General features: G+C 52.5%; 26 protein-coding genes. 10 read left to right on the top strand and 16 right to left on the bottom strand.

The window, feature by feature from the left end; genetic code table 11:
• Nucleotides 1-55: 55 nt before the first annotated feature.
• The 5 genes from B5D23_RS13435 (at nucleotide 56) to B5D23_RS13455 (ending at nucleotide 4,991) form a co-directional block, all read left to right on the top strand.
• A complete protein-coding gene (locus B5D23_RS13435; RefSeq protein WP_078685969.1) occupies nucleotides 56-709 on the top strand; it encodes an LOG family protein in 654 nt (217 codons plus the stop codon).
• Between the two features lie 8 nt (nucleotides 710-717).
• The gene (locus tag B5D23_RS13440; RefSeq protein WP_078685970.1) at nucleotides 718-1,599 is read left to right on the top strand and encodes a DMT family transporter; all 882 of its coding nucleotides are present in this window, start codon (nucleotides 718-720) and stop codon (nucleotides 1,597-1,599) included.
• A 167-nt stretch (nucleotides 1,600-1,766) separates the two neighbouring features.
• On the top strand, nucleotides 1,767-2,840 hold the full coding sequence (locus tag B5D23_RS15245; protein WP_078685971.1) for a glycosyltransferase: 1,074 nt from the start codon (nucleotides 1,767-1,769) through the stop codon (nucleotides 2,838-2,840).
• A complete protein-coding gene (locus B5D23_RS13450; RefSeq protein ID WP_078685972.1) occupies nucleotides 2,837-3,946 on the top strand; it encodes a glycosyltransferase family 9 protein in 1,110 nt (369 codons plus the stop codon). Before B5D23_RS15245 ends, B5D23_RS13450 begins: the two co-directional genes overlap by 4 nt.
• Nucleotides 3,921-4,991, top strand: a complete 1,071-nt coding sequence (locus B5D23_RS13455) for a glycosyltransferase family 4 protein (protein WP_078685973.1) — start codon at nucleotides 3,921-3,923, stop codon at nucleotides 4,989-4,991. The genes B5D23_RS13450 and B5D23_RS13455 overlap by 26 nt, the downstream gene beginning before the upstream one ends.
• Nucleotides 4,992-5,453: 462 nt before the next feature.
• Here the strand turns inward: B5D23_RS13455 and B5D23_RS13460 are convergent, their stop codons facing one another.
• The 5 genes from B5D23_RS13460 to pgl all read right to left on the bottom strand — a co-directional run bounded on the left by B5D23_RS13460 (nucleotide 5,454) and on the right by pgl (nucleotide 9,598).
• Nucleotides 5,454-6,449 (bottom strand): glycosyltransferase family 4 protein, encoded by a 996-nt coding sequence (locus B5D23_RS13460; protein WP_078685974.1) that lies wholly within the window; start codon nucleotides 6,447-6,449, stop codon nucleotides 5,454-5,456.
• 1 nt (nucleotide 6,450) lies between these two features.
• Nucleotides 6,451-6,693, bottom strand: a complete 243-nt coding sequence (locus tag B5D23_RS13465; protein ID WP_078685975.1) for a hypothetical protein — start codon at nucleotides 6,691-6,693, stop codon at nucleotides 6,451-6,453.
• The gene (gene gpmI, locus B5D23_RS13470) at nucleotides 6,694-8,238 is read right to left on the bottom strand and encodes a 2,3-bisphosphoglycerate-independent phosphoglycerate mutase (RefSeq protein ID WP_078685976.1); all 1,545 of its coding nucleotides are present in this window, start codon (nucleotides 8,236-8,238) and stop codon (nucleotides 6,694-6,696) included.
• A gap of 45 nt (nucleotides 8,239-8,283) precedes the next feature.
• Nucleotides 8,284-8,670: a ribosome silencing factor gene (gene rsfS, locus B5D23_RS13475; RefSeq protein WP_078685977.1), complete on the bottom strand. Its 387-nt coding sequence runs from the start codon at nucleotides 8,668-8,670 to the stop codon at nucleotides 8,284-8,286.
• A 193-nt stretch (nucleotides 8,671-8,863) separates the two neighbouring features.
• Nucleotides 8,864-9,598 carry a 6-phosphogluconolactonase gene (gene pgl / locus B5D23_RS13480; protein WP_078685978.1) on the bottom strand — a complete coding sequence of 245 codons (735 nt, stop codon included), beginning with the start codon at nucleotides 9,596-9,598 and terminating at the stop codon, nucleotides 8,864-8,866.
• Nucleotides 9,599-9,771: 173 nt separating this feature from the next.
• Here pgl and B5D23_RS13485 point away from each other — a divergent pair, with 173 nt between their 5' ends.
• A complete protein-coding gene (locus tag B5D23_RS13485) occupies nucleotides 9,772-10,203 on the top strand; it encodes an ACT domain-containing protein (RefSeq protein WP_078685979.1) in 432 nt (143 codons plus the stop codon).
• 50 nt (nucleotides 10,204-10,253) lie between these two features.
• Here the strand turns inward: B5D23_RS13485 and B5D23_RS13490 are convergent, their stop codons facing one another.
• Nucleotides 10,254-11,144, bottom strand: a complete 891-nt coding sequence (locus B5D23_RS13490; RefSeq protein ID WP_078685980.1) for a mechanosensitive ion channel family protein — start codon at nucleotides 11,142-11,144, stop codon at nucleotides 10,254-10,256.
• A gap of 216 nt (nucleotides 11,145-11,360) precedes the next feature.
• Between B5D23_RS13490 and B5D23_RS13495 the strand changes: the two genes are divergently transcribed.
• Nucleotides 11,361-11,765 (top strand): SRPBCC family protein, encoded by a 405-nt coding sequence (locus B5D23_RS13495; protein ID WP_234985101.1) that lies wholly within the window; start codon nucleotides 11,361-11,363, stop codon nucleotides 11,763-11,765.
• 21 nt (nucleotides 11,766-11,786) lie between these two features.
• Here the strand turns inward: B5D23_RS13495 and dapB are convergent, their stop codons facing one another.
• The 4 genes from dapB to uvrB all read right to left on the bottom strand — a co-directional run bounded on the left by dapB (nucleotide 11,787) and on the right by uvrB (nucleotide 18,083).
• On the bottom strand, nucleotides 11,787-12,569 hold the full coding sequence (gene dapB, locus B5D23_RS13500; RefSeq protein ID WP_078685981.1) for a 4-hydroxy-tetrahydrodipicolinate reductase: 783 nt from the start codon (nucleotides 12,567-12,569) through the stop codon (nucleotides 11,787-11,789).
• A 37-nt stretch (nucleotides 12,570-12,606) separates the two neighbouring features.
• Nucleotides 12,607-14,784 carry an NAD-dependent DNA ligase LigA gene (gene ligA, locus B5D23_RS13505; protein ID WP_078685982.1) on the bottom strand — a complete coding sequence of 726 codons (2,178 nt, stop codon included), beginning with the start codon at nucleotides 14,782-14,784 and terminating at the stop codon, nucleotides 12,607-12,609.
• Nucleotides 14,785-14,972: 188 nt separating this feature from the next.
• On the bottom strand, nucleotides 14,973-16,055 hold the full coding sequence (locus B5D23_RS13510; RefSeq protein ID WP_233814495.1) for a potassium channel family protein: 1,083 nt from the start codon (nucleotides 16,053-16,055) through the stop codon (nucleotides 14,973-14,975).
• Nucleotides 16,056-16,058: 3 nt separating this feature from the next.
• Nucleotides 16,059-18,083, bottom strand: coding sequence for an excinuclease ABC subunit UvrB (gene uvrB / locus B5D23_RS13515; protein WP_078685983.1), 2,025 nt, complete (start codon nucleotides 18,081-18,083; stop codon nucleotides 16,059-16,061).
• Nucleotides 18,084-18,260: 177 nt separating this feature from the next.
• Between uvrB and B5D23_RS13520 the strand changes: the two genes are divergently transcribed.
• A complete protein-coding gene (locus tag B5D23_RS13520) occupies nucleotides 18,261-18,743 on the top strand; it encodes a hypothetical protein (protein WP_078685984.1) in 483 nt (160 codons plus the stop codon).
• 52 nt (nucleotides 18,744-18,795) lie between these two features.
• On the opposite strand, the gene aat is transcribed toward B5D23_RS13520, so the two are convergent.
• The 4 genes from aat to B5D23_RS13535 all read right to left on the bottom strand — a co-directional run bounded on the left by aat (nucleotide 18,796) and on the right by B5D23_RS13535 (nucleotide 22,991).
• Nucleotides 18,796-19,521 (bottom strand): leucyl/phenylalanyl-tRNA--protein transferase, encoded by a 726-nt coding sequence (gene aat, locus B5D23_RS13525; protein WP_431830571.1) that lies wholly within the window; start codon nucleotides 19,519-19,521, stop codon nucleotides 18,796-18,798.
• Between the two features lie 84 nt (nucleotides 19,522-19,605).
• Nucleotides 19,606-21,930, bottom strand: a complete 2,325-nt coding sequence (gene clpA, locus B5D23_RS13530; RefSeq protein WP_200803673.1) for an ATP-dependent Clp protease ATP-binding subunit ClpA — start codon at nucleotides 21,928-21,930, stop codon at nucleotides 19,606-19,608.
• Complete coding sequence (gene clpS / locus B5D23_RS15160) at nucleotides 21,931-22,239, bottom strand: ATP-dependent Clp protease adapter ClpS (protein ID WP_233814490.1); 309 nt, start codon at nucleotides 22,237-22,239, stop codon at nucleotides 21,931-21,933.
• A 140-nt stretch (nucleotides 22,240-22,379) separates the two neighbouring features.
• Complete coding sequence (locus B5D23_RS13535) at nucleotides 22,380-22,991, bottom strand: class IV adenylate cyclase (RefSeq protein WP_078685986.1); 612 nt, start codon at nucleotides 22,989-22,991, stop codon at nucleotides 22,380-22,382.
• Nucleotides 22,992-23,074: 83 nt separating this feature from the next.
• Between B5D23_RS13535 and crcB the strand changes: the two genes are divergently transcribed.
• Both crcB and B5D23_RS13545 read left to right on the top strand, forming a co-directional pair.
• Nucleotides 23,075-23,452, top strand: a complete 378-nt coding sequence (gene crcB, locus B5D23_RS13540) for a fluoride efflux transporter CrcB (RefSeq protein ID WP_078685987.1) — start codon at nucleotides 23,075-23,077, stop codon at nucleotides 23,450-23,452.
• Nucleotides 23,453-23,473: 21 nt separating this feature from the next.
• Complete coding sequence (locus tag B5D23_RS13545) at nucleotides 23,474-23,818, top strand: DUF190 domain-containing protein (protein ID WP_078685988.1); 345 nt, start codon at nucleotides 23,474-23,476, stop codon at nucleotides 23,816-23,818.
• A 6-nt stretch (nucleotides 23,819-23,824) separates the two neighbouring features.
• Here B5D23_RS13545 and B5D23_RS13550 read toward each other — a convergent pair whose 3' ends face one another.
• Complete coding sequence (locus B5D23_RS13550; RefSeq protein ID WP_078685989.1) at nucleotides 23,825-24,889, bottom strand: protein-glutamate methylesterase/protein-glutamine glutaminase; 1,065 nt, start codon at nucleotides 24,887-24,889, stop codon at nucleotides 23,825-23,827.
• Between the two features lie 41 nt (nucleotides 24,890-24,930).
• Nucleotides 24,931-25,806, bottom strand: a complete 876-nt coding sequence (locus tag B5D23_RS13555; RefSeq protein ID WP_078685990.1) for a CheR family methyltransferase — start codon at nucleotides 25,804-25,806, stop codon at nucleotides 24,931-24,933.
• Nucleotides 25,807-25,814 lie beyond the last annotated feature (8 nt).

The following is a 25,814-nucleotide window of genomic DNA, read 5'->3' on the forward strand; positions in this document are numbered from 1 at the left end:
GCGTATGTTTAAAGGCTGATACGAGATGCTAAAGATGTCAACTTCAGGAGCTGACATGTCAGAACGACAGTTTCTTATTGATGAACTCTCCAAGCAGGAATCTTGGCGACTTTTCCGCATTATGGCAGAAGTCGTCGACGGATTCGACACAATGAGTGATATCCGTAACGGTGTATCCATTTTTGGCTCTGCGCGCGTTACTCCTGACTCCGAACTGTATCAGGATACAGTCAGACTCGCCTCCCTTCTTTCCAAGGCTGGCTATGACGTTATTTCTGGCGGTGGCCCCGGCCTCATGGAGGCCGCAAACAAAGGAGCCAAGGAAGCTGGCGGAGAATCTGTCGGGCTCCATATTGAGTTGCCACACGAACAGGGTGCAAACCCGTATTGCACCACCCGTGTTGATTTCCGCTACTTCTTTGTGCGCAAACTCATGTTTGTAAAATACGCAACAGCATACGTCGCCATGCCCGGTGGCTTTGGTACGCTGGACGAACTTTCAGAAGCGCTGGTGCTTATTCAGACCGAACGCATCAAGAAATTCCCCATCGTGCTCTATGACTCCAGCTACTGGGCCGGACTTATAGACTGGTTCAAAAACCAGCTTATTGCTGGTGGTTTTGCCAAAGAACACGACCTCGACCTCATGAAGATTTGTGACACTCCCGAAGAAGTAGTGAGTTTTATTCAAGAAAACGTTCCCTGCTAATTTTCCAGATGAACCAACAACACAAAGCTTACGCCTATGGCCTGGCGGCAGTACTCTGCTGGAGTACTGTTGCCACGGCCTTCAAACTTTCGCTCGCCCGACTGGACCCGTTCCAGCTCCTGTTCTACTCCTGCCTCTTCTCTCTTCTGGTTCTGCTTTCTGTCCTCGCCCTCACGCGTTCGCTTCACAAGCTCCACGAATTTCGCCGCAAAGAATGGTTTCAGAGTGCCCTGTATGGTGCGCTCAACCCTTTTTTATATTACACAATTCTCTTCAAAGCATATGACCTGCTCCCGGCACAGGAAGCCCAGCCCATTAACTACACATGGGCCATTATGCTTTCCCTGCTTTCTGTGCCCCTCCTGCGCCAGAAACTCCACAAAAAAGACCTGATTGCCCTTTGCCTCAGCTACTTTGGAGTACTTCTTATCTGCACCCACGGCAGGCTCACAGATTTTACATTCCAAAGCCCTCTGGGCGTTTTCCTTGCACTTTTGAGCACCGTCATCTGGGCCGTCTACTGGATAGTCTGCACCAAGGATTCCCGCGACCCAGTCGCAGGACTCACAGCCAACTTCCTTTTTGGCACAGTCTACACCTTTGTTTCGGTCTGCATCTTTTCAAGCCCCCGTCTGCCACAACTGGCAGACAGTCTTGGGCCGCTTTATGTTGGCATTTTTGAAATGGGACTCACCTTTGTTCTTTGGCTCAAGGCAATGCGGCTGACCAGCTCTACAGCCCGCATCAGTACCCTCATCTTTCTCTCGCCTTTTCTTTCGCTCTTTTTCATCAGCGCATTTGTTGGCGAGAATATCCTGCCAGCCACCTGGCTCGGCCTCTTTTTCATCACGCTTGGCATTGCTTTTCAGCAAGTTACGGGCAAGTCATGACAGAATTCTTCACACAGGGTAATATTGTCCACGCGGCAAGTTTCTGATACCACTGCCGGGATTTCACTTTCGGTGGCTCCGGCTCAGTACCACTCCCCTCGCCACCATTCACAACCGTAAATATCAGGGATGTGTTCACCTGAAATTTCAATAGGTAAAATTTTTCCATGAATATCGCATTTGTCAACGCAACCCGCCGTTTTGGCGGTGTCAAAGCCTGGACGCTGGACCTTGCCAGTCGTCTCACAGAAAAAGGGCACCATGCCCCGATCTTTTGCCGCCGGGGCCCCTTCCACACCCGAGCTGTCAAGCTCGGCCTGGAAGCCCACGCCATGAACTTTGGCTTTGACTACAACCCCCTCGCTGTCTGGCGTTTTTACCGCTACTTCAAGCAGCACAACATTGACGCCCTCGTCGTCAACGTTGGCAAAGATATTCGCACCGCAGGTGTTGCCGCACGTCTTGCAGGCATTCCCGTCATTCACCGCGTTGGCCTCCCCCGCGACATGCGCAACACGCCAAAGGTCAAAAATACCCACAAATTTATTGGACCTCAGATTCTTGTTCCCTGCCAGTTCATTAAAGATGGTCTGCTCAAGGAACTTGACTTTTTGCACCCCGAAGAAGTTACCGTCATCCTCACCGGGAAAAAATCCTCTGCGGAACCACCATCTCTCGTACGCAGCCCCCGGCAGATTGCCGTCACAAGTCAGCTCAATCCAGACAAGGGACACGCGGACCTGCTCCATGCCCTCAAGCGTCTCAAGGATGGCGGCTATTCCTTCCATCTGCACGTTGCAGGTACGGGCAAATCTGAAAAAGAACTCAAGCAGCTTGCGCACGAACTTGGGCTTACCGACAACATCACCTGGCACGGCTTTGTGCAGGATATTCGGTCTATTTTGAAACAGGCAGATATTTTTGTTCTTCCTTCCTATTCCGAAGGCCTGCCCAACACCCTGCTTGAGGCAATGTCTGAAGGTCTCGTCCCTGTCGCCCGCAACATTGGCGGCATTGCCGAGGCATGGCCCTTTGACATCAGCCCGCTCGAAAAAACTCTCGTCAAACGCGAGCGTGTTCCCGATCATTTGGTTCATGCGCTCGAAGAGTTGCTTCGTCTTGATAATGAAGCACTTTTTCAGCTTCGCGATGATGTCTGGAACTGGTTTAGGGCCAACAACAGCCTTGACGTCCGTGCCGATGAATTTCTCGCATTCATCAGGGAGCAGTGCCGCCGATGAGCAATCGTACAATTTCGCTTCCACCAGAGTCCGTAAAAAAAATTCTTGTCTGTCAGCTTCGGCAGATTGGTGACGTTATCCTTGCGACTCCAGCCATTCATCTTTTGAAAGAGCGCTACCCTCAGGCCGAGATTCACGTCTTGACCATGAAGATCAACAAGACGGTGCTGGAGCATAATCCAGAAATCAGCAGGCTCTGGCTCATTGACCGCAACGAGCACAAAAATCTGCTGCGCCAGCTCTCGTTTTATCTCACTGTTGCCCGTGAGCGTTTTGACATCATCGTCGATTTTCAGCAGCTTCCGCGCATGCGTAATGTTGTCGCCCTGTCACGCTTCTTTAAGCCCTCAAGCGGCCGTCAGATCCGCCTGACCTTCACCCCGCCGTGGTACAACAAGCCATTTTACACCCACTGGGTCGACATGGAATCTGGCTACGCGGCCATGTCCAAAGCCAGTGTGCTTCGGCCTCTTGGCCTTGCCTGGGACGGTGAGTGTCCCAAAATGTTTTTCACCGAGCAGGAGCGGCAAAAGGCCCGCAAGGAGCTTGCCGCACTTGGCGTCAAGGACACGCATTTTCTCGTGACCGTTGACCCGACGCATCGCCGCAAAACACGTCAGTGGCCTGCCGAGCATTATGGAAAACTCATCCGCTTAGCCTCGGAAGCTGACCCACGTTTACGATTTCTCATTTTTTATGGTCCCGGTGAGGAGCAGGACGCTCGTGCCGTCAAGGATGCCGCGCAGTGTGATGCCGCGATTTTCCCCGAGACCATGTACAGTCTTCGCGAAATGGCCGCACTCATTGAGCAGGCAGCCCTGCATCTTGGGAACTGTTCGGCCCCTCGGCACATGGCTGTTGCCTGTGGTACGCCCTCTTTTGTCGTTCTCGGCTCAACAAGTCAGGGCTGGACATTTCCTTCCGAGGATCACATCGCCTATGCGCTCAAGCTCGACTGCCAGCCCTGCAACGAAAACCGTTGCCCGCGAGGCGACATTGCCTGTTTGCGCACACTGACTGCGGAAAAGATTCTCCCTGAGCTGCAAAAACACATCGATCACATTCAACGTGGAGCTTCACATGCGTTTTCTGTTCATGACATCTAGTTCCTCTTTGTCTGGCGGAACCCGGCAGGCTATGTATCTGGCGCAGGGACTCAGTCGCCGTGGCCACGAGCTGACCTTTTTTGTGCCACACAATGCAGAAATTACAGGACTTGACCAGAGCATTGACTGGCAGAACATGCCAGAAAAACGAAGCGACTGGCGCAAGTTTGTAGAGCGTTTTTTGCCCAGCTCTGGTGAACCATGCGTTGCCCATGCCTTTCACAACAAAGCCAACAAGAAGCTCAGCTGGTGGAGCCTGTCCTGGCGCAGTCGAGGCGTTGTCTGTGTTGGCTATCGCGGCGTTATTTATCGCCCCAACAACCCGCTCCCCTACTGGTCTCCCGGTATGGACTGTTATGTCGTGAACTCCAACGCATGTGGCAAAGTCATTCGCTCTGTTGGTTGCCCAAAGAATAAAATTCGCACGATTTACAACGGCGTCCCGCAGGACCGCATTGCAACCAACTGCACGCCAGCAGAAATGCGCCAGCAGCTCGGCATCCCCGAAAATGCTTTTGTTGTTGGTGCCATCGTCGGAGACAAGCCCGTTAAGGGGCTCGACTATTTAGTCAAGGCAATGGCTCACTCCGGCATTGACGCCCATCTCGTCGCAGTCGGCACCAAGCGCCCCGAGTGGAAAAGTAAATGTCAGGCCCTCGGATTTGGCGATCGGGCGCACTTCCCCGGACGCATTGAGAATGTTGCAGACTATCTCCAAATTTTCGACTGTTTCGTTTTGCCCTCCATCTCGGAGAGCATGCCGAACGTCCTAATTGAAGCCTTTGGCTTTGGACTCCCCTGCATTGGCAGTGCCGTCGGTGGCGTTCCAGAGCTGATTACCAGCAATGGTCTGCTCGTTCCGCCCAAGAAAGTCGCCCCACTCGCCGCCGCACTCCAGCGCATGGCCTCTGACACAGAAGCTCGCCAGCGTTGGGGGCGTGCCAGCCTTGAACGCGCTCAGGAATTCACCCTCGAAAAAAAAGTCGAGCGCAGCATTCAGGTTTACAATGAACTGCTCGCCCGGCGTGGTATGCCTCGTATTTAACGAGACTCCGTCTCGTGCTCTGCAAGGGGCACCGGGCGGGCGGGTGTTTTATTGGGGCGCTGCCCCAAACCCTGCAAGGGGCGCTGCCCCTTGACCCCGCCCAAGGACGAGGCCCTTGGGAATCCCGCTATCGCCCGAAATAAAAGGGGACCGAAATGTGATGAGAGCTACGCTCTCCTCTCCATTTCGGTCCCCTTTTTTTCGGTCTAGTTAACTGGACGTGTGTTCTTTTTCTTTGCGCCTCACCCCCTTTCTTTCTGAACGCTCGCGTTCAGAAAGAAAATGGTGGCAACTCGCAGAAGAGAAAGACTTTCTTATCGCCTTCTCACCCAAGTTTAAAAGCCGTGCAAGCGAAGCTTGCACGGCTTTTAAACTCGATGAGGATACGTAAGGGAATCATTCCCTTACGCGGGGTCCGGGGCTGGCCCCGGTTCCTCCCCTCTCAGTTCCACCCTTCTGGCCCTACACAACCCCTAACTCACGCCAAAGCTGCTGGGTCGCAACCTTAAGACTAAACCGCTCGACGACAGTACGCCGGGCCTGAACGGCAATGCGATGCCGCAGAAAGGGGTCTCGAGCAAGGAGGCGAATGTAGTGCGCCATTTCCTTGTCGCTGCTGACGAGAAAACCATTTTCTCCATGCCGAATAATCTCACGATTAAACCCAACATCCGAGGCAATGGGGGCAACGCCGCAGGCCATGTACTGAAGGAGCTTAAAGCCGCACTTTCCACGAGTGTACTCGTCGTCTGTGAGGGGCATCAAGCCAATATCCATCGCCTGAAGCTGGGTAACTTCATGCTCAGAAGACCAACGCTCGTAGTGGTAATCAAAGGCACCGGAAAACTCGACGTTGTCAGAGCCAGAGACAACCATAAACTTTACATCAGCATCTGATTGAAGCTCAGAAACAATTCCAGGAAGAAAAAAAAGATTGCCAGAGGTCCCCATCCATCCCACGACGGGCTTGGAATGAACGGTAGCTCCGACAGAAGCAGGAACATACCGATCTGTGTCTAGTGGGGTTGGCATGATGAATATTCGAGAAGCAACAGCGCGTACCTGCTCTGCAAGATACGAATTCCCTGCAACTACGACATCAACCTTAGAACACACCCGAAGAAGGCGTTTTTTTAAACGCGCAGTTCGTCGAGGGGAGACGTTTCCCTGGTTGGGGTGCGTTGTCCACAGAGCATCGTCAAAATCAAAGACAAGGGTTTGCGCTTTGCGACGAAGAAGAAAAAGCTCCAGCGAAGAAAGAAGTTTCTTTTGGAGAACGATGACCTTGGCTCTAGGGAGGGTCGAGTAAAACCCGACCCGCTGAAGAGCTGTTTTAGGAATCTGCACATCTTTGATATGCAAGCCACGCTTCCGGGCATCCTCAACAAATGGGACAACGCGGAACCGAACACTTGGCATGGTTAACCCTGAGTGGCGAATGTGCAGTATGTCTAGCATATTACAAATATTCAGACTCGATTGCAGCCTGCCCGTTTTGGGTCATCAACCGGAAAAACTGAAGTGCCCTTTTTTCGACAGGCGCAACAGGGAATTTCATCCCGCAGCTTCCGCATTTTACCATCGCAGGCTGAGTTGGAGCAACCAGCGGCAACTCTTTCTTACATCCAGGGCACTCGTAAAAAAACACAAGTTCAAAGCCTTTTGGTGTAACAGGGGACAAAGGCTTTTTTGTCTCAGCCATTTACTTCTCCTCGAGCAGAACCTCACCCGTCATTTCAGCGGGAGGCGTCACACCCCAAAGGCCAAGAATCGTGGGGGCAATGTCCCCCAGCTTTCCGGACTTCAAAGCGTAGCGAGATTCTTCATTTTCAATAAGATAGAGCGGGACAGGATTCATACTGTGTGCAGTATGCGGTCCACCGTCAGCATCGAGCATCTGCTCGGCATTTCCGTGGTCAGCAGTCAGCAACACACGCCCACCTTTTTTGAGAACAGCGTCAATAATGCGCTGAGCGCAGGCATCAACGGCTTTTCCAGCCTGAACAACAGCAGGAATACTTCCGGTGTGCCCGACCATGTCAAAATTCGCAAGGTTGAGCACAGCAAAAGAATAAGAATTTTCTGACCACAGCTCTTCAAAAGCATCCGCAACGAGATACGCACTCATTTCGGGCTTCTGGTCGTACGTTGCAACTTCACGAGGAGACGGAATAAGCTTGCGGTCTTCGCCCTCGAAAGGCTCCTCGCGTCCGCCGTTGAAAAAGTACGTCACATGGGCATACTTCTCAGTTTCGGCAATACGGAGCTGACGAACACCAAGCCCGGAAACAACTTCCCCCATCCCCATGTGAATATCTTCTGGCGGAAAAGCCGCAGGGAGCGGAAACGAAGACTCATATTCAGTCATCGTGGCAAAACCTGCGAGCGTAGGCCGAACAGCGCGGCTAAAGCCATCAAACGCGTCATCAAACAGCGTTCTGGAAATCTGGCGGGCACGGTCTGCGCGGAAATTGAAGAAAAAGAGACCGTCTCCATCTTCGATGCAAGCGACAGGGGAACCGTCTTTTTGAGTCAAAATGCGAGGCTTGATAAACTCGTCATACTCACCAGCGGCATAGGCTTTGGAAAACAGCTCAACGGGGTCAGTTTCACGCTGGCCCTTGCCTTCGGTCAGCCCTTCATAGGCAAGCTGAATACGTTCCCAGCGGCTGTCTCGGTCCATCGCATAATAGCGACCTGTCACACTCGCGACCTGTCCCCACCCAAGTTCCTGCATTTTTGCGACAAGGCGCTTCATAAACCCGATGCCCTTTTCTGGCCCGGTATCACGCCCATCAGCAAAGGCATGCACATACGCAGGAACACCGGCACGCTTTGCCGCTTCGAGCAAGGCATACAGGTGGTTCAGGTGGCTATGCACACCGCCATCAGAAAGAAGGCCCATCAAATGAAGCCGGGAACCCTTTTCCTTGAGCACCTGCAACAACTCTGCAAGCGCAGGACGAGAAGCAAAGGTTCCCTGTTCAATAGCCATGTCGATACGGGTCATATCCTGATACACAACCCGCCCAGCGCCAAGGTTCATGTGCCCAACCTCGGAGTTTCCCATAAAGCCCTCAGGCAGGCCAACAGCGCGGCCAGAACACTTGAGTGTTGTCGAGGGATAGCTTTTGCTAATTCGGTCAAGGTTTGGCGTATTGGACAAAATCACGCCATTGCCTTTTCCTTCTGGGGCAAGACCCCATCCGTCCAGAATGAGTAAAAGAGTCGGGGTAAGCTGAGACATGGAAACCTCCTCCTGATGGCAATAAAGACTCTGTGTACGAAAGACCTAGTTGTCGCTTTCTGCGAAGTTCAGCTCAAGACGCTCAGCTTCTGCCCACAGGCCTTCGAGGTTATAAAAATCTCGAGAATCTTCCTGGAAAACGTGTACGAGGACATCGTTCAGATCGACAAGGATCCATGCGTTGCTCTTGTATCCTTCCATTCCAAGATATTCCCATCCGGCCTCGCCGCTTTTGTCCAAAACGTAGTCGGCAAGGGCCTGACCGTGTTTCAGGCTACCAGCGGTGACGACAACAACACCTTCGGTGATGCCACTCAGTCCAGCAACATCAAGAGCAAGGATATCCCGCCCTTTTTTCTCGTCCAGCCAAAGGGCGATCTGCTGCATTTTCTCACTGACACTCAGGGTGGTGTTTTTCTCAGTATTGCTCATTGCTCTGCAATAGCTCCTTTTTCTCGTGGGAGAACAAAACCGTCCCACTTCGATTTTCTTTCATCAAAATGTATCGCACACGTATTGCGAATTCACCACAGCAATACGCCATGCTCAAAAAATATGAAGGGGGAAAACTCCCCCTTTTTATCAAAGCGGCTCATCACATAAAGCATTTCCCGCTGACCCGCAATCACGAGACCGCGCACAAATGCCGCAACCAAAACATTTTTCCTGCGGGAAGAACCCGCGCCATCGGATATTTTTGGGCCGCGAGAGACCTGTTTGCCAAAATCTCATCCAAGAGCTGATTCTTCTCCTCTCCAGCAGCAAGCAAAAGGATATTATGCGCTGCATTTATGACAGGGAGCGTCATCGTCACCCGAGGAACCGGGGGCACGCCCTGCTCTCCGGCATCCGCCACACACAAATCACGTTCTTCGAGCAAGCTTTCAGCATGTGGGAAAAGTGAAGCCGTGTGCCCATCAGGTCCCATTCCGAGCACGATGCAGTCAAAGGCAGGTTCTCCACGCTCATTCAAAAAGCCATGCGCCTTTGCCTGCGCCAACATGGTTTCAGCATACGCTGCGGCGGCGTCTTCTGGCCGTTCCAGCTCGCCAACAATGCGATGAATATTTTCTTCTGGTATTGCCACACGTGAAAGCAAAGAGTCATACGCCATTTTGTAATTGCTGTCGTTATGACTCGGGGACACCATGCGCTCATCCCCCCAAAAAACATGCGTTGCTTTCCATGGGAAATCCGGACACTGTGATATCTTTCTGTATACTGGCGCTGGAGTTTTTCCTCCAGACAAAACAAGTGAAAAAGCTCCTTTTTCTTCCTGCGCCTGCTGAGCGAGGCTGCAAAGCGTTTCAACTGCAAAATTCTCAAACTGGTCCAGTGTGTCAAAACACAAATCTTCCATAATCGCTCCTCAGTTGAATTTTGCGGAGAGTCACTCGACAGGATACCCTGTAAATGAGTTGAGGCCAATGGGTGGCAGCTCTTGCCAAGCGCTCCCTTCCTCACGTACAAAGAGAACACGTCGTAAGGGAATGGATTTAAACCATAACGTCGAAACAGGGGAGACAGCACCCAATGAAAGCTGAACAGATTTCCATTTTTCTCGAAAACAGAGCTGGTCGACTCGCAGAACTGACGCGAGTCCTCAAAGAAAATGACATCAATATTCGCGCCATGTCACTTGCCGACACATCGGACTTTGGCATCCTGCGCATTATTGTGAACGACTTTGAAACAGCCCGCAACATCCTCAAGGATAACGGCTTTACTGTCGGCCGCACCACGGTTGTCGCCGTTGAGGTCGACGATAATCCCGGCGGCCTGTACACCCTGCTGGACATGCTTTCAAACGCAGGTGTGAATGTGGAATACATGTACGCATTCATCCAGCAGAAGGGCAAAGAAGCCATTATGATCTTCCGCTTTGACCGCACCGATCTTGCTATCGAAACGCTGGCCAAAAACGGAATCCGCATCATCCCCGGCGAAGAGCTGTACCAGATGTAGCTCTCCTGCCCGCCAAAAACAAAGCCCCGACCGCTTGGCCGGGGCTTTTTCTATGCATTCTCAGGCTTCGCCTCATCCAAGGGCCTGCCCTCTTTTTCTCCCAGACTCAAACCATGCACATGCACATCCTGCTGCGGGAACGGGATAGAAATACCCGCATCATCCAGAGCATTTTTCAGCCCTTCCTTGAGGCGCCAGTGCGTTGCCCAGTAATCGGACGTGTTGACCCACGGACGTACAATCAAATTCACTGACGAATCCGCCAGCTCATGCACGGCAACATTGGGTGCAGGATCTTTCAAAACGGCATCATCAGCCTCCAGCACAGAAAGAAGGATCTCTTTCGTCTTAGAAAGATTCGCGTCATACGAAACACCCACAACCATATCAAGCCGACGGGTCGTATTGTGTGTGACGTTCACAATAACGCTGTCCAAAAGCTTGCCATTAGGCACAAAAACCATCTTGTTGTCTGGCGTTGTCAAAATTGTCTGAAAAATGTTCAGTTTTTGAACAGTGCCAGAGGTCCCAGCGCCTTCAATGTAGTCGCCGACCTTGAAAGGATGAAACAAGACCAGCATAGCCCCGGCGGCAAAATTCGACAGAGAATTTTTGAGCGCAAGGCCGACAGCCAAGCCAGCAGCACCCAAAATGGCGACGAGCGATGTGACATTAAGCCCCAGCTGCCCGAGCGCAGAAATGATAATTGCGGTAAGCAGGGCGTAATAGGTACAGCCCGCGAGAAAGTTGGCGAGCAGGCCATCGCTTCGGTGACGCATAACCATGTGCCGAACCATATTAGCCAGACGCTTGGCAACCCAGCGCCCAACCAGGAAAAACACAAGTGCAACAGGAATTCGCAGGCTGTTCACAGAAACCCAGCCCATAATCGAAGCAACCCATTGTGATACATTAAGCTGACGTAAAATCTCTTCCCACATGTCGACCTCTCTGGGGGTTGAAAGAAACACTGTCCGTTGCAGTATACGCGAAAAGACCTTTCAGAACGATTCCTTTCTTGCGATTTCTCTGTTTCAAGACTCCTCTGTTCCTCTGCTTTTTGCTATACTTTCTGCATGCTGTACACTCTAGAAAGATCACAAACCATTCATGCGACACCGCACGAGGCATGGGCCTTTTTTTCTAACCCATCGAACTTGTGTGACATCACGCCCGGCTGGCTCAGGTTCAACATGACCTGCCCCCTGCCCCAGCCCATGTACGCAGGACAAATTCTTACATACGCCCTGCGCCCAATTCCCGGCTGGACCGTGGAGTGGGTCACAGAGATTACCCATGTCCGGGAACCACTTTACTTTGTTGATGAGCAGCGGGCAGGGCCGTATAGTCTCTGGCATCATGAGCACATATTCAAACCCATACCGCATGACGAAACACTCATGATAGATCGGGTGTCCTACCGGCTTCCCTTTGGTCCTTTAGGTCGCCTGGTCCATGCTGCACTCGTACGCCGCCGTCTCGACACCATCTTTGACTTTCGCCATCAGGCCATTGATGCCGCTTTCCCAGAAAAAAAGGGAGCGCCGGAGCACTCCCTCTAATTCACATATCTTGAGCCTCGCCTAAGCGAACACGTCGGCCATAGCGTAAAGCTTTCCGGGCTTCTGCCCTGCGAGCCACTTTGCAGCACGGATAGACCCCTGAGCAAAGGTGTCTCTGGAGTGTGCATGATGCGTCACTTCGATGCGTTCGCCGGGTCCCATGAAGTACACGGTATGCACGCCGACCACGTCGCCACCGCGAATAGTCTGCACACCAATTTCTTCTTTGGGACGCTCACCGATGATGCCCTCACGGGAGAAATTCCCTACTTCCTGAAGATCCCAGTCACGGGCTTCGGCAAGGCATTCAGCCAGCTTAAGCGCGGTGCCGCTCGGAGCGTCTTTCTTCTTGTTGTGGTGCAGCTCCACCATTTCCAAATCATAGTCAGGGCCAAGCTTTTTCACCAGCTCAGGCAGGACCTGCTGAAGGACGTTCACTCCAACACTCATGTTCGGCGCCCAAAAGGTCGGATTCTTCTCAGCAATGGACCGCAGCTCGTCCAGCTCCGCTGGGGTAAATCCCGTGGTGCCGATGACAATGGGATTTCCATGCTCTGCACACACACGAGCGTTAGACAGGCTGGCCTGAACTGCCGTGAAGTCAATGACAACAGCACCGGGATGATTTTTCAGCACAGCGCCAAGTTCTTCGCCCACTTCGCAGCCGAGCAATTCAAGCCCTTCGCCACGGCCTGCACGCTCACAAACAGCAGCAAGTTCTGCGGCTTCGTCGTTTCTGATCAACTGTGCAATCGTTGCACCCATGCGTCCGTGTGCGCCCATAACAATAATCGGGGTACTCATTCCTTCCTCCAAATGCTTTGTTGCGAATAAAAATTATCTAAATAAGTGAATACTGGTCTGCGCTTCCCGCACTCCGTGTTTCCACTTCTGTGCCCTGAGCGTCACTCGCAGCCTTTTCTGGCTCTGCGCTCCCCTCTGAAACAGTATCAAACTCTACAGCATTCTCTGCCGGAGTTTCTGCTCCCGGAGCCTGAACCATGGCAAGGAACTGCTCAAGGTCAAGGACCTCAACCCCAAGCTCCTGCGCCTTGCGGAGCTTACTGCCAGCTTTTGCACCAGCAACAAGATAGTCGACCTTGGACGAAATGGCTTTCACGACACGGGCACCATGCGCCTCGGCCAGCTTGCTGGCTTCTGGTCGCGACATGCCTTCCAGCGTTCCAGTAAAGAGCAGTGTCTTGCCTGCAACTGCACTCTCTGCCACAGGCTCTTCGCCCTTTCCTCCACGAGGCCACAAACCAATTTCACGAAAGTCTTCAATCATTCTGTGATTGTCTGCATTACGGAAAAACGCGTGTATGCTTCCCGCAACTTCTGGCCCAATGTCCGGCAACGCCGTCAATTCTTCCACTGTCGCAGCACCAATGGCCTCAAGGTCCTCAAAGGACCGAGCCAGTGTTTTTGCGGTCTGCTCGCCAACGTGACGAATGCCCATAGCCGCAATAAGCCGCTCAAGGCTGGACTCCGTTCGGGCAGCGTCAATGGCTTTCATAGTGTTATCAATGGTCTTCTCCCCCATCCGGTCAAGCTTGTGCAGCTCAGCCCGATGCAGGCGGAAAAGATCAGCAGGGTGCGAAACAATCCCCTTGTCGATAAGCTGTTCAACCAGCTTCACGCCCACACGGGTCATGTCCAGACCGGCCTTGGAGACAAAATGCGTCAGCTTGCGGCGCATGACCGACGGACAGGAGACATTCAGACAACGCAGGGCAACCTCTCCGGGGAGGCGCTCAACAGAAGAGCCACAGGAAGGGCAGCTGGTAGGGAAAACAAATTTTTCTTCTTTGCCCGTACGTTTTTCCGTCACCGGACGGACAACCTCAGGAATAACATCCCCAGCTCGGCGCACCTTGACAGTGTCGCCAACCAGCAGCCCTTTTTTCTGAATTTCTTCCTCATTGTGCAGGGTCGCGCGGGAAACAGTCACACCGCCAACTTCCACAGGCTGCAAATGCGCAACAGGAGTCAAAACGCCTGTTCGCCCCACCTGAATCTCAATGCTTTCCAGAATGGTCTCAGCTTCTACAGCCGGAAACTTGAGGGCCATAGCGAACCGGGGGGCACGGGCCGTGAAGCCCAAAGCCTGCTGAGCCTCCAGCGAATTAACCTTGGCGACAACGCCGTCAATCTCCACGGGCAGAGTCTCACGCTCGTCAGTCAGCCGCTGGTAATACGCCGCGACATCCTCCGGGCTTTCGCACAAACTCGCCTGAAACGGTACAGTAAAGCCCGCATCCTCCAGGAAGGCCATCATTTCACCATGAGTCTTCCACGGCGTCGCCCCTTCAGGGAAGGCCACATCACCCACACCATAGGCAATAAAGCTCAGGCGGCGCTTGGCGGTAATGCTCGAATCAAGCAAACGCAGAGAGCCAGCGGCGGCATTTCGGGGATTGGCAAAGGCCCTGTTCCCCTCTTCTTCCTGCATTTCATTCAGGCGCTGAAAATCCCGCTTGAGCATGACCACTTCGCCACGCACTTCAAGACGGGTTGGCAGCGGAGAACTCTTGAGCTGGAGTGGAAGATTGCGCACAGTCCGCATGTTTGTGGTCACGACTTCGCCAGTCACACCGTCGCCACGAGTCAGGGCAAGGGTCATCTGCCCATTTTCATACACAATCTCGCAGGCCAGACCGTCGAGCTTGGGGTCCACCCAAAAAGCAACCCGGCCAAAACCATCAAGCCCACGGTGGACCCGGTCGACAAAAGCACTCCAGCCATCAAGGTCAAAAACGTTATCAAGGCTATACATGGGCAGACTATGCTGCTGTTGTTCAAAACCGGGAGCGGCCTGCCCACCAACTCGGCGGGTTGGAGAGTTCGGATCATCAAGCTCTGGATACTGCTCTTCAAGCGCCCGGAGCTGGCGAAAAAGCGCATCATATTCATTATCTTCAATTTCTGGAGTATCCAGAACATAATACTGGCGATTATGGTATTCCAGTTCCTCACGCAGTTTTTCCACCTGCTTCACAATATCCTGAGGGGCGCTCATGGCCTCGTCTCTCCTTTACTCTCCCCTGCTTTGGGACAGAGTTCAATTCTCGGGGTTAGGTGTCTGGAATACTGTTCTGATGCCTGTCTATCAAGGAAAAAGCGAACGGTTCAGCCAGAAAGGAAAAGCGCCGCCCCGCACAATGGCGAAGAGACGCTTCCGCAAAAACGCAGTCTCTTTGCCCAAGGCTACATTCCCTGACGAAGCTCGGTCATGTTTTCCTTATCTCCAACCAGAATAAGCGTATCTTCTGCGTGCAACACAGTTTCGGCAGAAGGGTTGAAGATCATCTGCCCATCTGCTTTTTTGATGGCAATGACAATAATATTATAGAGCTGGCGAAGCTGTGACTGAACAAGATTTTTCCCTACCAGTGCACAGTCTGGACGAATGAACAGCTCTTCCATGTTCAAATCCAGTTCTTCCTTGGACTGGGTCAACTCAAGAAAGTTGGTCACTGCGGGCCGCAGCACAGACTGCGCCATACGCACACCACCAAGGACATGTGGTAAAAGCACACGGTCTGCCCCTGCCCGCTCCAGCCGCGGGATATGTGACTCCCGGTCTGCCCGGGCGACGATATACAAATCCGGGTTCATCTGCCGGGCCATCAGCGCCACGTAAACATTAGACGCTTCCTGCGACACAGCAGTAATAAGTGCTCGCGCCCGGTCTATGCCCGCCTTGATGAGGTTTTCGTCATTCGTCGCATCTCCGGCAATGAACAAAACCTCATCATCTTCCATACTTGTCACAAGCTCAGGATCATTTTCAATCACGACAATGGGAATACCTTCCCGCAAAATTTCCTGTGCAGCAATGCCACCAATGCGCCCATACCCGCACACGATAATATGATCCGAAAGCTTGTCTATTGTCTTTTGCACGCGATGCCTCCCCCACACAGCCTGAATCCGCCCTTCCACCAAAATCTGAGTGACCGAGCCAATAAGAAATGCAAAGTTACCAACGCCAAGAATAATGAGAATACTGGTCATGGCCATTCCACGGTCAGACAGGGGGTGAACCTCTTCAAACCCAACCGTAGAAAGCGCTATCAGCACCATGTAAAAGCTTTCGAGAAAGGACCAGCCTTCGATCTGCATGTACGCAACAACGCCACCAGCAAAGACCAGCACCAGCGAAACAAGTCCCATTATTAGCGGGAACAGGCTTCCGTAGCGCCTGCGGAGCTGTGCCATACGCACCTGCCCGCAGACCTTGCCCCGAAGCCGCGTCCCATACGCCGTTTTCACTTTGCATATGCCCATAGTTTACCCAAGCACCCGAAGCGCTTCCCGAAGCTGTGCAATACGATCCCGCAGCTCGGCAGCACGTTCAAATTCCAGTTCTTTGGCAGCGGCACGCATCTCGCGCTCCAGCAGTTTAATTTCTGCGGCCAAGGCCTTGGGGTCAGAGTCAATCTCCAGTGCATTCTGCGCGCTGGAACCGTCTTTGGATTCACTCTTAGTATACAGTGAATCCAGCGGATTATCCATTTTTTTGAAAATCGTCTTGGGAACGATGCCATGTTCAGTATTGAATTCCACCTGACGCTCACGGCGGCGGTCTGTCTCCTCAAGCGCAGCTTTCATGGACCGGGTCACGGTGTCCGCATAGATGATGACCTCGCCGTCTGCATTTCGCGCGGCACGGCCAAAAGTCTGGATAAGCGAACGCGTTGAACGCAGGAAGCCTTCCTTGTCGCCATCCAAAATTGCAACAAGCGAGACCTCTGGGAGGTCAAGGCCTTCTCGCAAAAGGTTAATGCCCACCAGCACATCAAATTCGCCACGGCGCAATGCCTGCAAAATTGCCACACGCTCAAGGGTATCAATGTCTGAATGCATGTAACGGGCTTTCACACCCATTGTTTGCAAGTACTCAGTCAGGTCCTCAGCCATGCGCTTGGTCAGGGTTGTAACCAGCACACGCTCACCCCGCTCTCGCCGGGTCCGGCACTCGGCCAGCAGGTCATCAACCTGCCCCTCGACAGGGCGCACATCAATCTGAGGATCAATGAGTCCCGTAGGACGAATAATCTGCTCCACAAGAATTCCCTGTGAACGCTCCATCTCCCACGGTCCGGGAGTTGCCGACACATACACAGCCTGCCGCTTGCGCTCCAAAAATTCTTCAAAATTCAGCGGGCGGTTATCCAAGGCAGATGGCAGACGGAACCCAAACTCCACGAGAGTCTTTTTTCGCGAACGGTCACCGTTATACATGCCACCAATCTGGGGCACGGTCACATGCGATTCATCCACAAAGAGCAAAAAATCATCAGGGAAATAATCCAGCAGAGTCGCTGGTGGCTCGTCTTTCTGACGCCCATCAAGATGCCGGGAATAGTTTTCAATGCCATTGCAGTAGCCCAGCTCTTCAATCATCTCCAAATCAAGCTGGGTACGCTGTTCAATGCGCTGACGCTCCAGATATTTCTTGTCCCGCTCATATTCCCGGAGCCGTTCGCCCAGCTCGTCGCGAATGTCATCCATAGCGCGCTGGAGGTTTGGACGGTCAGAGACATAATGACTCGCAGGAAAAATGACGGTCTTGCGCACGTCCTGCAAAATTTTCCCTGTCACGGGGTCCGTTTCCTTGACCGAATCGACTTCATCACCAAAGAACTCCACGCGCAAAGCCTGCTGATTGGAGTACGCAGGCAAAATCTCGAGGACATCTCCACGAATGCGAAAGGTTCCACGATGGAAATCATAGTCATTGCGCTCGTAATGTACCTCAACCAGCCGTTCAACAAGTTTGTCCCGGCTCAGCTGCAGCCCCACTTCCAACGGAATAACCATTCGCGAATAATACTCCGGAGAGCCAAGGCCATAGATGCAGCTCACTGAGGCCACGATAATGACATCGCGCCGCGTCAGGAGCGCGTGCGTCGCGGCATGGCGCAACTTGTCAATCTCGTCATTAATGGACGAGTCTTTCTCGATATAGGTGTCGGAGTGCGGCAGGTAGGCTTCCGGCTGATAATAGTCATAATAGCTCACAAAATATTCCACGGCATTATGTGGGAAAAGCTGCCGGAATTCATTGTAGAGCTGTGCTGCCAGCGTTTTGTTGGGGGCGAGGATAAGCGCAGGGCGCTGGACCGCCTCAATCACCTTGGCCACGGTAAAGGTTTTGCCAGACCCTGTAACTCCAAGGAGCACCTGATCTTCCACACCCTGCTGGATGCTTTCGGCAAGCCCCTCAATAGCCTGTGGCTGATCGCCTGCAGGGTCAAAAGGGCTTTCGACCTGAAACGGAACGTCAAAAGAAATATTCTCTCGTGATGGCATGGAAATGATATACCTGCTGTGCGCTAAGGGGTAAAGAACGGAAATTCTTTTACGATAAAGCGATTCGTTTGTGCAACGCTTCACAATCGCTGAATTTTGGCGTAAAACCGTCTTCTCGAAGGGACCACTATGCCAAATGGTCCGCACTAACAACCGCCGCCACAAAAGGAGCGAACCATGGAAATACACAGCACTAGCTCATCGACCCCTCTTCCGACTGACCGTGTTTATGTCATGCGCACTGTCATCAAATCCTTCAAAGGTCGGCGTGACGTCATGGTTCATCTCTTTCGGAGCAATGTTCCTGACGAAGAAATGAAAGAGTACCCCTGGATGCAGATTCTTGGCGAACCTCTGGACAACACCCATGTTGACCCGGTGGGAAGCCGCAAGGTGCTTCTGGAGGCATTTACAGCTGAAGAGCGCGATCAGATTATCGAATATCTGAAAACCCGCTACAAGGACCGACTCAAGAGTATTGAGTGCCACCCGATGGATTTCCCGATTCCCATTGGTCTCTCCCCGCTCTCCGGCTTCCCCGAAGGCCGAACCATCGGTTTTGTCCGCTTCGATCACGTGCCGAATTACAAACTCCCCTTTGCATTTGAAGGGCTGTACGATCTCTCTCAGCACGAGCCAATCGAAGAAGACGTCGAATAATTTTTGTCCCACGCTTAAAGAAAAAAGCCGGTCCGCAATGCAGACCGGCTTTTTATTGTGCAGAACGTGACGGCTGATCACGCAGAGGATTATATGCTTCTGGCAGAGTCCATGCGTCATCAAACACAGGTCCCTCCCGATATTCCTCCACCATGTCCAAAAAGCTGTCTCGCGAAATCTCGTGCGCACCAAAGCGCAGCAGATGCTGTGTTGTCTGCTGGCAGTCAATGAGCTGATAATCCCAGCGAGCCAGCAAGCGCGCCAAATACACAAAAGCGACCTTTGATGCATCCGGCAGCGTAAAAAACATTGATTCCCCAAAAAAGACCTGCCCGATGGCAACCCCATACAGGCCGCCAACAAGCTCCCCGTCGTCCCAGGCCTCAACAGAATGCGCCAGCCCAAGATTATTGAGCTGTTCATACGCATCAATGATCTCTGGGACAATCCAGGTCCCGTCCTGTCCTTCTCTGGGCACTCTGGCACAGCTCTCCATCACCTCTCGGAATGCCGTATCAATCGTGATGGTATAGCACCCGGAATTCACCACCCGGCGCAATGATTTTGGGATATGTACTTCACTTGGCCGCAACACACACCGAGGATCGGGACACCACCACAAAATAGGCTCGTTTGGGCCATACCACGGAAAAATTCCGTTCGCATAGCCAACCACAAGCCGCTCTACAGACAAATCTCCGCCAAAAGCCAGCGGAGCATCCTTCTCCGCAAGGCGGGGATCAGGGAAAAGCCATTCGTCATATCCAACACACTGCATAGTCATGTCCACGCAAAAGGCGCGGGGCCGCCCCCGCGCCTGAAGTTCAGTTGCATCTGATTTTCAGTCCAAAAAGCAGATAGATTATTTCTCGAATTCGATAAGGACTTCCTCTTTTTTCTTCTTCCGCCGGATGTCCACGCGGGCCACGCCACCCTTCACCAAAGCGCCAAAGAGCATTTCATCAGCAAGCTTGCTTTCTATTTCTCGCTTAATCAGGCGATTCATGGGGCGGGCACCAAAGCTGTCATCATAGCCTTCGCGGGCAAACCACTTTCGGGCCGCAGCCGTCAGCGTCACAGTCACCTTGCGGTCAGCCATGCGCTCGTTCAGCTCACGGACAAACTTGTCTACCACAAATTCCATAATTTTGCCGCTCAAAGAATGGAACGGCACAACAGCGTCAAGTCTGTTACGGAATTCAGGTGAAAAGACTTTTTCCACGGCATCAAGGCACTTGTCCGAGCGGTCGCAGTCATCTGCACCACCAAAACCAATGTTTGAGCCGCTGGCTTCCCATGCGCCAACGTTTGACGTCATAAGCAAAATCACATGGGAAAAATCAGCCTTGCGTCCGGTGTTATCCGTCAAGGTTGCATAGTCCATGACCTGAAGAAGAATATTAAACACATCAGGATGGGCTTTTTCGATTTCGTCCATAAGCAGCACTGTATACGGATTCTTTCGAATGGCATCAGTCAAAAGACCACCCTGATCGAATCCGACATAGCCAGGAGGGGCACCAATCAGCCGCGCCACAGCGTGCTTTTCCATATATTCAGACATATCAAAACGCAGGAATTCGACATTCATGAGAGCAGCAAGCTGACGAGCAAGCTCTGTCTTGCCCACACCCGTCGGCCCCACAAACAGGAAGCTTCCAGTCGGCTTTCCGGGTTCAGCAAGCCCTGCACGCGAACGCTTAATTGCACGGGCCAGCACGTCAATGGCTTCATCCTGTCCAAAGACGCGCGACTTGAGATCGTCCTCAAGAGTCATCAGACGAGAGCGGTCACTGGCCGAAATATTCTCGGACGGAATGCGCGCCATACGCGAGACAACTTCCTCGATGTCCTTGGGACGGATGATGTCGCCCCGACGTGGGCGCTGCTTCATGCGATACCGCGAGCCAGCCTCGTCAATGACGTCAATGGCCTTGTCTGGCAGCGACCTGTCATTGATATAGCGATCAGACAGCTCAACCGCAGAGCGCAAGGCTCCCTGTGTAAAATGGACCCGGTGGTGCTCTTCATACCGGGGTTTCAGACCACGCAGAATATCCACACTTTCCTGAATGCTCGGTTCTGGGACATCAACCTTCTGGAAACGGCGAGACAAGGCCCGATCCTTTTCAAAATACTTGCGGTATTCTTCATAGGTCGTGGAGCCAATACAGCGCAGCTTTCCCGAGGCCAGCACAGGTTTCAAAATATTCGACGCATCCATAGAGCCACCATTTGTTGAGCCTGCGCCCACAATGGTGTGAATTTCGTCAATAAACAGAATAGACTCTGGAATCTGCTTCAACTCGGCAAGCACGCCCTTCATGCGCGCCTCAAAATCACCACGGTACTTGGTTCCGGCGAGCATCCCGCCAAGGTCAATGGCAAAAATGCGCACATTCTGAAACATCTCCGGAACTCTGCCTTCGGCAACATGCAAAGCAAGGCCCTCAACCAGCGCAGTTTTACCGACACCGGGATCGCCCACAAAAAGCGGATTATTCTTTCTGCGACGCGCCAGAATCTGCAAGGTGCGCTCAATCTCGACACCTCGGCCAATCAGCGGGTCAATTTCACCCTGCCGGGCTTTTTCGACCAGCTCTGTGGTGAACTGCTCCAGCGCTCCCTGGTCACCACTTCCACTCTCCACACTGGGAGACGAAAAGCCGCCACCGGGACGCGGACCGCTGCCGTCATTCCCAAAGTCATCAAAGCCAGCCTGCGCGGCCGGATTTGCGGAAGAATCCCAATTCGGGGATCGCGAAATTCCATGCGAAATGTAGTCGAGCACGTCAAGTCGTGTCACACCATGTGTATGCAGATAGTACACCGCATAAGAATCATCTTCTTCAAACAGTGCTGCGATCACGTCCCCGACTTCGACCTTTTCTTTGCCAGAACTTTCCATGTGCATAATCGAATGCTGCAAAACACGCTGCACGCCAAGCGTCTGAATCACGTCAGACTCTTCTTCCGCAGGAAGCACTTCGATATGGTCGGTGAAAAACTGTTCAAGCTGCCGTTTCAGACGCGAGACGCCAACCCCACAGTGACTCAAAATGTCCTGAGCCTCTCCATCCTGCAACATGGCATAAAGCAGGTGCTCCAGCGTCAAATATTCATGACGTCGGCGCTTCACATCCTGAACGGCTCGGGTCAAAAGGTTTTCTAGCTGCTTACTGAGCATTTAAACCTCTTCCATCGTGCATTTGAGAGGGAACTCTGCCGCACGGGCCAACTCTGCGACCTGCGCGATTTTTATCTCTGCGATCTCGCGAGGATAAACACCGCATACGGCCTTTCCCTCATGGTGTATGGCGAGCATAAGCTCAACGGCGGTTTCCTGAGATTTTCGAAAAACCTTCATAAGGACCGCCACAACAAAATCCATTGAGGTGTAATCATCATTATGCATGATGACCTTGTAATCGCGAGGAGGTCGTACACGCTCCTCGACCAGTGTATCTGACCGGTTCTCACCAAACGACTCAGACAAAACAGTCTCCTCAAGGGCTGGAAACACACTGCTTTCCATTCACCGCCCCAAAAGCCTTTGAGGACGGCAGTTCCCAGCATTTAAAATATACGTGAAAAGTATGGTTGCGTAAAGTAGGCTCCAGGAAAAACACCGTTCCTCTATGCGTCCCGGCGCATTATTTCCTGAATGTTTTTGGCTTGTTCCAGAAGCGATTTCCGTTCCGTTTCGTCAAAGACAAAGCCGTCTTCTGGCGCTAATCCCTTTTCTTTTCGCCACGCAAGGTTCAGGGCATGATAGCTTTCGTCTGAGCTTTTGAGCGAATCCACACCCAAAGCCTTTGCCGCAGCAAAAATAGCGTCCGCCTCTCCCTCAATCTCGACAACATCCCCAAAAGGCAAATGGTCGAGGCAAATATGACAATCCATAAACTGCCACGTTTCCCGTAACTTTTCGTACCAAAAAGCCACACTGTATCCAAGCGTTTCAAAAATCGTCATCATAGTCCCAAAATCACCAAACGTGGTCTCATACTCATGCCGTACTTTCAGACCATCGTGGCCAATAGCCGGTGTTTTGAGGGTAATGACATTGTCTTCATCACTTCGCAGCCGCAAAAGAATGCCCTGCTGCAAAAGCTCTTTTCCTGAGGATTTAAGCACGGCATTGCGTTCAAAATTGCAAGCTTGCCACTGGCCCCCCAAGGCGTGTAATTTCTTGTGAAGGGCCATTAGGTCTGCATTCAGATATTTTATTTCAACTTCGAGAGACATTCTCTCCTCACATTCGATTCTTGTCTGCTGGCAACGAAGACGCTGACAGACGGTTTCATTCCATCCCTACTGGAGGATCTGTTTTGGAAAAACTGCTGCTGCTGGCTCTTGGAGGAAGCGCTGGAGCATTGTCCCGCTATGGACTTGCGGGACTGGTGCACAAAATTTTTGGCGGAACATTTCCTCTTGGAACTTTTGTCGTCAACATGTGCGGTTGCCTATTTTTCGGGCTTGTCTGGGGATTTTTGGAAAACAGGACAATCCTCGGTCCCGCAGCCCGGACAGCGGTTCTCACAGGCTTCATGGGAGCCTTTACCACATTTTCCACGTATATCTTCGAAAGTTCAAGCCTCTTGCGAGATGGGCAATGGTGGTCAGCCATAGCCAACATTGCTGGACAAACCGTGCTTGGACTGGTGCTCCTTACGGCAGGACTCTTTCTTGCCCGTCTCATACCCTAAGGCACAACGGAGGATTGAAGTATGACTGAATTTCCGCTCAAGGCAGAACGCCTTCGCATTTATACCGGCGAGGATGACAAGCACAAAGGCCGCCCAGTTCATGAAGTTATCGTTGAACTGGCCCGCAAGGATGGACTTGGTGGCGCAACAACCCTTCGCGGTATACTGGGCTTTGGAAAAAATAGTCGAGTTCGGACAAACAAGGTTCTGCGTCTTTCCGAAGATTTACCGCTCATTACGGAAATCGTCGACACGAAAGACCGAATAGAAGCTTTTTTGCCCAAACTCGATGATATCATTGAAGAGGGTCTCGTCACCCGAGAGCCTGTCACTGTAGAACTCTATCGCCACAAAAAGAAAAAATAAGCCGAGCTAGCGTCCGAGGCGGCAAGCTTCGGACGCGAGTCTCTCCAGCCCAAGAATCTTATCCACACCCCCGGCCTTAATGGCCTCCTGAGGCATACCAAAGACCACGCAGCTGGCCTCATCCTGAGCGAGGTTAAAAGCTCCGGCCTCTTTCATTTCCTTCATGCCCTTTGCCCCGTCATCTCCCATTCCCGTCATGATTATGCCGATGACATTTGGCCCAGCATAACGCGCGGCAGAACGATACAGGACATCAACAGAAGGACGATGCCGGGAGACCAGCGGGCCGTCTTTCAGATCCACATAATACCGCGCCCCACTCCGCTTGAGCAGCATGTGCCGGTTGCCCGGAGCAATCAGAGCCTGTCCCCGAAGCACGGTATCATTAGGAGCGGCTTCCTTGACTGTAATCTGGCATCCCATGTTCAGACGCTGGGCAAAAGCTGCAGTAAATTTCTCTGGCATATGCTGCACAATCACAATACCCGGGCAGTCAGGCGGCATTCCTTCCAAAAAAACGCGCAAGGCCTCGGTTCCACCCGTGGACGCCCCAACACAAACGACCTTTTCCGTTGTCTGGAGGGCTGTCATCTTGCGTGGAGCCGAAAGCACGGCATCTGCGGAAAGCTTGGGCTGCACAGAAATAGGTTTGCCCAAAAGTCGCGTCAGGTTTGCCCGCGACGCTGCACGCACGGCATCTGCAATACGGATTCGTGACTCTTCCAAAAACTGTCGGGTGCCAACGCGAGGCTTCTGGATAATTTCCACCGCACCATACTCAAGGCACCGCATGGCCGTCTCTGAACCATTGAGTGCAAGCGATGAGCAAATAACGACAGGAATGGGATGCTGGCTCATAATTTTGCGTAAAAATGTCACCCCATCCATCCGGGGCATTTCAATATCCAGCACAATGACATCAGGAACCAGATCCCGCATCTTTCCCGCAGCCACAAAAGGGTCCGCAGCAGACGCAACCACTTCAATTCCTGGCTCCTGCTGGAGTATATCTGTCAAGGTATTCCGAACCACCGCCGAATCATCAACAAGCATGACCTGAATCTTGCCCATAGGAAAACTCCCCACATCTTGCAGACTGCGCCCTGAACCACTCAGGACTTGAGATAGACCGTTGGGATAAGCTGGCGGACCGGGAGGTCCATTCCTGCCAGACTTTCCGAATGCCCAATAAACAGATAGCCCCCGGAATGCAGCTGGGAGCACAGCCGACGCACGATCTGGAATTGTGTTTCCCGATCAAAATAAATCAAAACATTTCGGCAAAACACAACATCCATCATCGACCGCAACGTAAACGCTGTCATGAAATTCAGCTGGGAAAAATTCACAGTTCGCCGGATTTCTGGCCCCACCCGAACCAGCGGCTTTGTTTTGTCCTTGCTTCGGAGCATGTATTTTTTCTTGTAGCGCTCAGGAACCCCCTTGGCCTGATCGATGGTATACACGGCCCGCTGCGCAGTCTGGAGCGCCTCTCCCGAGATGTCCGTCCCCAGAATGCGATACATAAATCCCGGATGGCCCGCGGCAAAATCAGCGAGCACCATCCCTAGAGTATATGGCTCTGCGCCGATGGAACACCCAGCACTCCACACCGTGAATGGGCGTCCAGAAAGACGCTCTGCCATCCAGCGGGGCAAAACCTGATACTTCAAATACTCAAAGTGATGTGCCTCACGGAAAAAATCTGTGGTGTTTGTCGTTACGGCGTCAATGAGGAACGGAATCTCCTGCTTTCCTTCCTCAGAGTTCAAAACAAGTCTGGTGTAGGCAGAATACGAGCCAATTTCGAGCACGCGCAGGCGTTTTTGCAAGCGGGCCTGCAACATAATTTTTTTTCGTTCGGGAAGCTGAATCCCACAGGTTGAATAAATAAATGAGGACAGTCGATGAAAATCACCGTCTGACATCCCTGCGGGAAGCCTTGACCGCGCCGTTGAGCTTTCGCTCTTTTTCGAAGCTTGCCTCATAGTGTCCT

It is taken from the genome of Desulfobaculum bizertense DSM 18034 (genome assembly GCF_900167065.1).
GTDB classification, from domain to species: domain Bacteria; phylum Desulfobacterota; class Desulfovibrionia; order Desulfovibrionales; family Desulfovibrionaceae; genus Desulfobaculum; species Desulfobaculum bizertense.

What these genes read in the sequence shown, in the direction of transcription:
- B5D23_RS13435 (WP_078685969.1), top strand. Translation starts at nt 56, where the DNA reads ATGTCAGAACGACAGTTTCTTATTGATGAACTCTCCAAGCAGGAATCT.
- B5D23_RS13440 (WP_078685970.1), top strand. Translation starts at nt 718, where the DNA reads ATGAACCAACAACACAAAGCTTACGCCTATGGCCTGGCGGCAGTACTC.
- B5D23_RS15245 (WP_078685971.1), top strand. Translation starts at nt 1,767, where the DNA reads ATGAATATCGCATTTGTCAACGCAACCCGCCGTTTTGGCGGTGTCAAA.
- B5D23_RS13450 (WP_078685972.1), top strand. Translation starts at nt 2,837, where the DNA reads ATGAGCAATCGTACAATTTCGCTTCCACCAGAGTCCGTAAAAAAAATT.
- B5D23_RS13455 (WP_078685973.1), top strand. Translation starts at nt 3,921, where the DNA reads ATGCGTTTTCTGTTCATGACATCTAGTTCCTCTTTGTCTGGCGGAACC.
- B5D23_RS13460 (WP_078685974.1), bottom strand. Translation starts at nt 6,449, where the DNA reads ATGCTAGACATACTGCACATTCGCCACTCAGGGTTAACCATGCCAAGT.
- B5D23_RS13465 (WP_078685975.1), bottom strand. Translation starts at nt 6,693, where the DNA reads ATGGCTGAGACAAAAAAGCCTTTGTCCCCTGTTACACCAAAAGGCTTT.
- gpmI (WP_078685976.1), bottom strand. Translation starts at nt 8,238, where the DNA reads ATGTCTCAGCTTACCCCGACTCTTTTACTCATTCTGGACGGATGGGGT.
- rsfS (WP_078685977.1), bottom strand. Translation starts at nt 8,670, where the DNA reads ATGAGCAATACTGAGAAAAACACCACCCTGAGTGTCAGTGAGAAAATG.
- pgl (WP_078685978.1), bottom strand. Translation starts at nt 9,598, where the DNA reads ATGGAAGATTTGTGTTTTGACACACTGGACCAGTTTGAGAATTTTGCA.
- B5D23_RS13485 (WP_078685979.1), top strand. Translation starts at nt 9,772, where the DNA reads ATGAAAGCTGAACAGATTTCCATTTTTCTCGAAAACAGAGCTGGTCGA.
- B5D23_RS13490 (WP_078685980.1), bottom strand. Translation starts at nt 11,144, where the DNA reads ATGTGGGAAGAGATTTTACGTCAGCTTAATGTATCACAATGGGTTGCT.
- dapB (WP_078685981.1), bottom strand. Translation starts at nt 12,569, where the DNA reads ATGAGTACCCCGATTATTGTTATGGGCGCACACGGACGCATGGGTGCA.
- ligA (WP_078685982.1), bottom strand. Translation starts at nt 14,784, where the DNA reads ATGAGCGCCCCTCAGGATATTGTGAAGCAGGTGGAAAAACTGCGTGAG.
- B5D23_RS13510 (WP_233814495.1), bottom strand. Translation starts at nt 16,055, where the DNA reads ATGGGCATATGCAAAGTGAAAACGGCGTATGGGACGCGGCTTCGGGGC.
- uvrB (WP_078685983.1), bottom strand. Translation starts at nt 18,083, where the DNA reads ATGCCATCACGAGAGAATATTTCTTTTGACGTTCCGTTTCAGGTCGAA.
- B5D23_RS13520 (WP_078685984.1), top strand. Translation starts at nt 18,261, where the DNA reads ATGGAAATACACAGCACTAGCTCATCGACCCCTCTTCCGACTGACCGT.
- aat (WP_431830571.1), bottom strand. Translation starts at nt 19,521, where the DNA reads ATGCAGTGTGTTGGATATGACGAATGGCTTTTCCCTGATCCCCGCCTT.
- clpA (WP_200803673.1), bottom strand. Translation starts at nt 21,930, where the DNA reads ATGCTCAGTAAGCAGCTAGAAAACCTTTTGACCCGAGCCGTTCAGGAT.
- B5D23_RS13535 (WP_078685986.1), bottom strand. Translation starts at nt 22,991, where the DNA reads ATGTCTCTCGAAGTTGAAATAAAATATCTGAATGCAGACCTAATGGCC.
- B5D23_RS13545 (WP_078685988.1), top strand. Translation starts at nt 23,474, where the DNA reads ATGACTGAATTTCCGCTCAAGGCAGAACGCCTTCGCATTTATACCGGC.
- B5D23_RS13550 (WP_078685989.1), bottom strand. Translation starts at nt 24,889, where the DNA reads ATGGGCAAGATTCAGGTCATGCTTGTTGATGATTCGGCGGTGGTTCGG.
- B5D23_RS13555 (WP_078685990.1), bottom strand. Translation starts at nt 25,806, where the DNA reads ATGAGGCAAGCTTCGAAAAAGAGCGAAAGCTCAACGGCGCGGTCAAGG.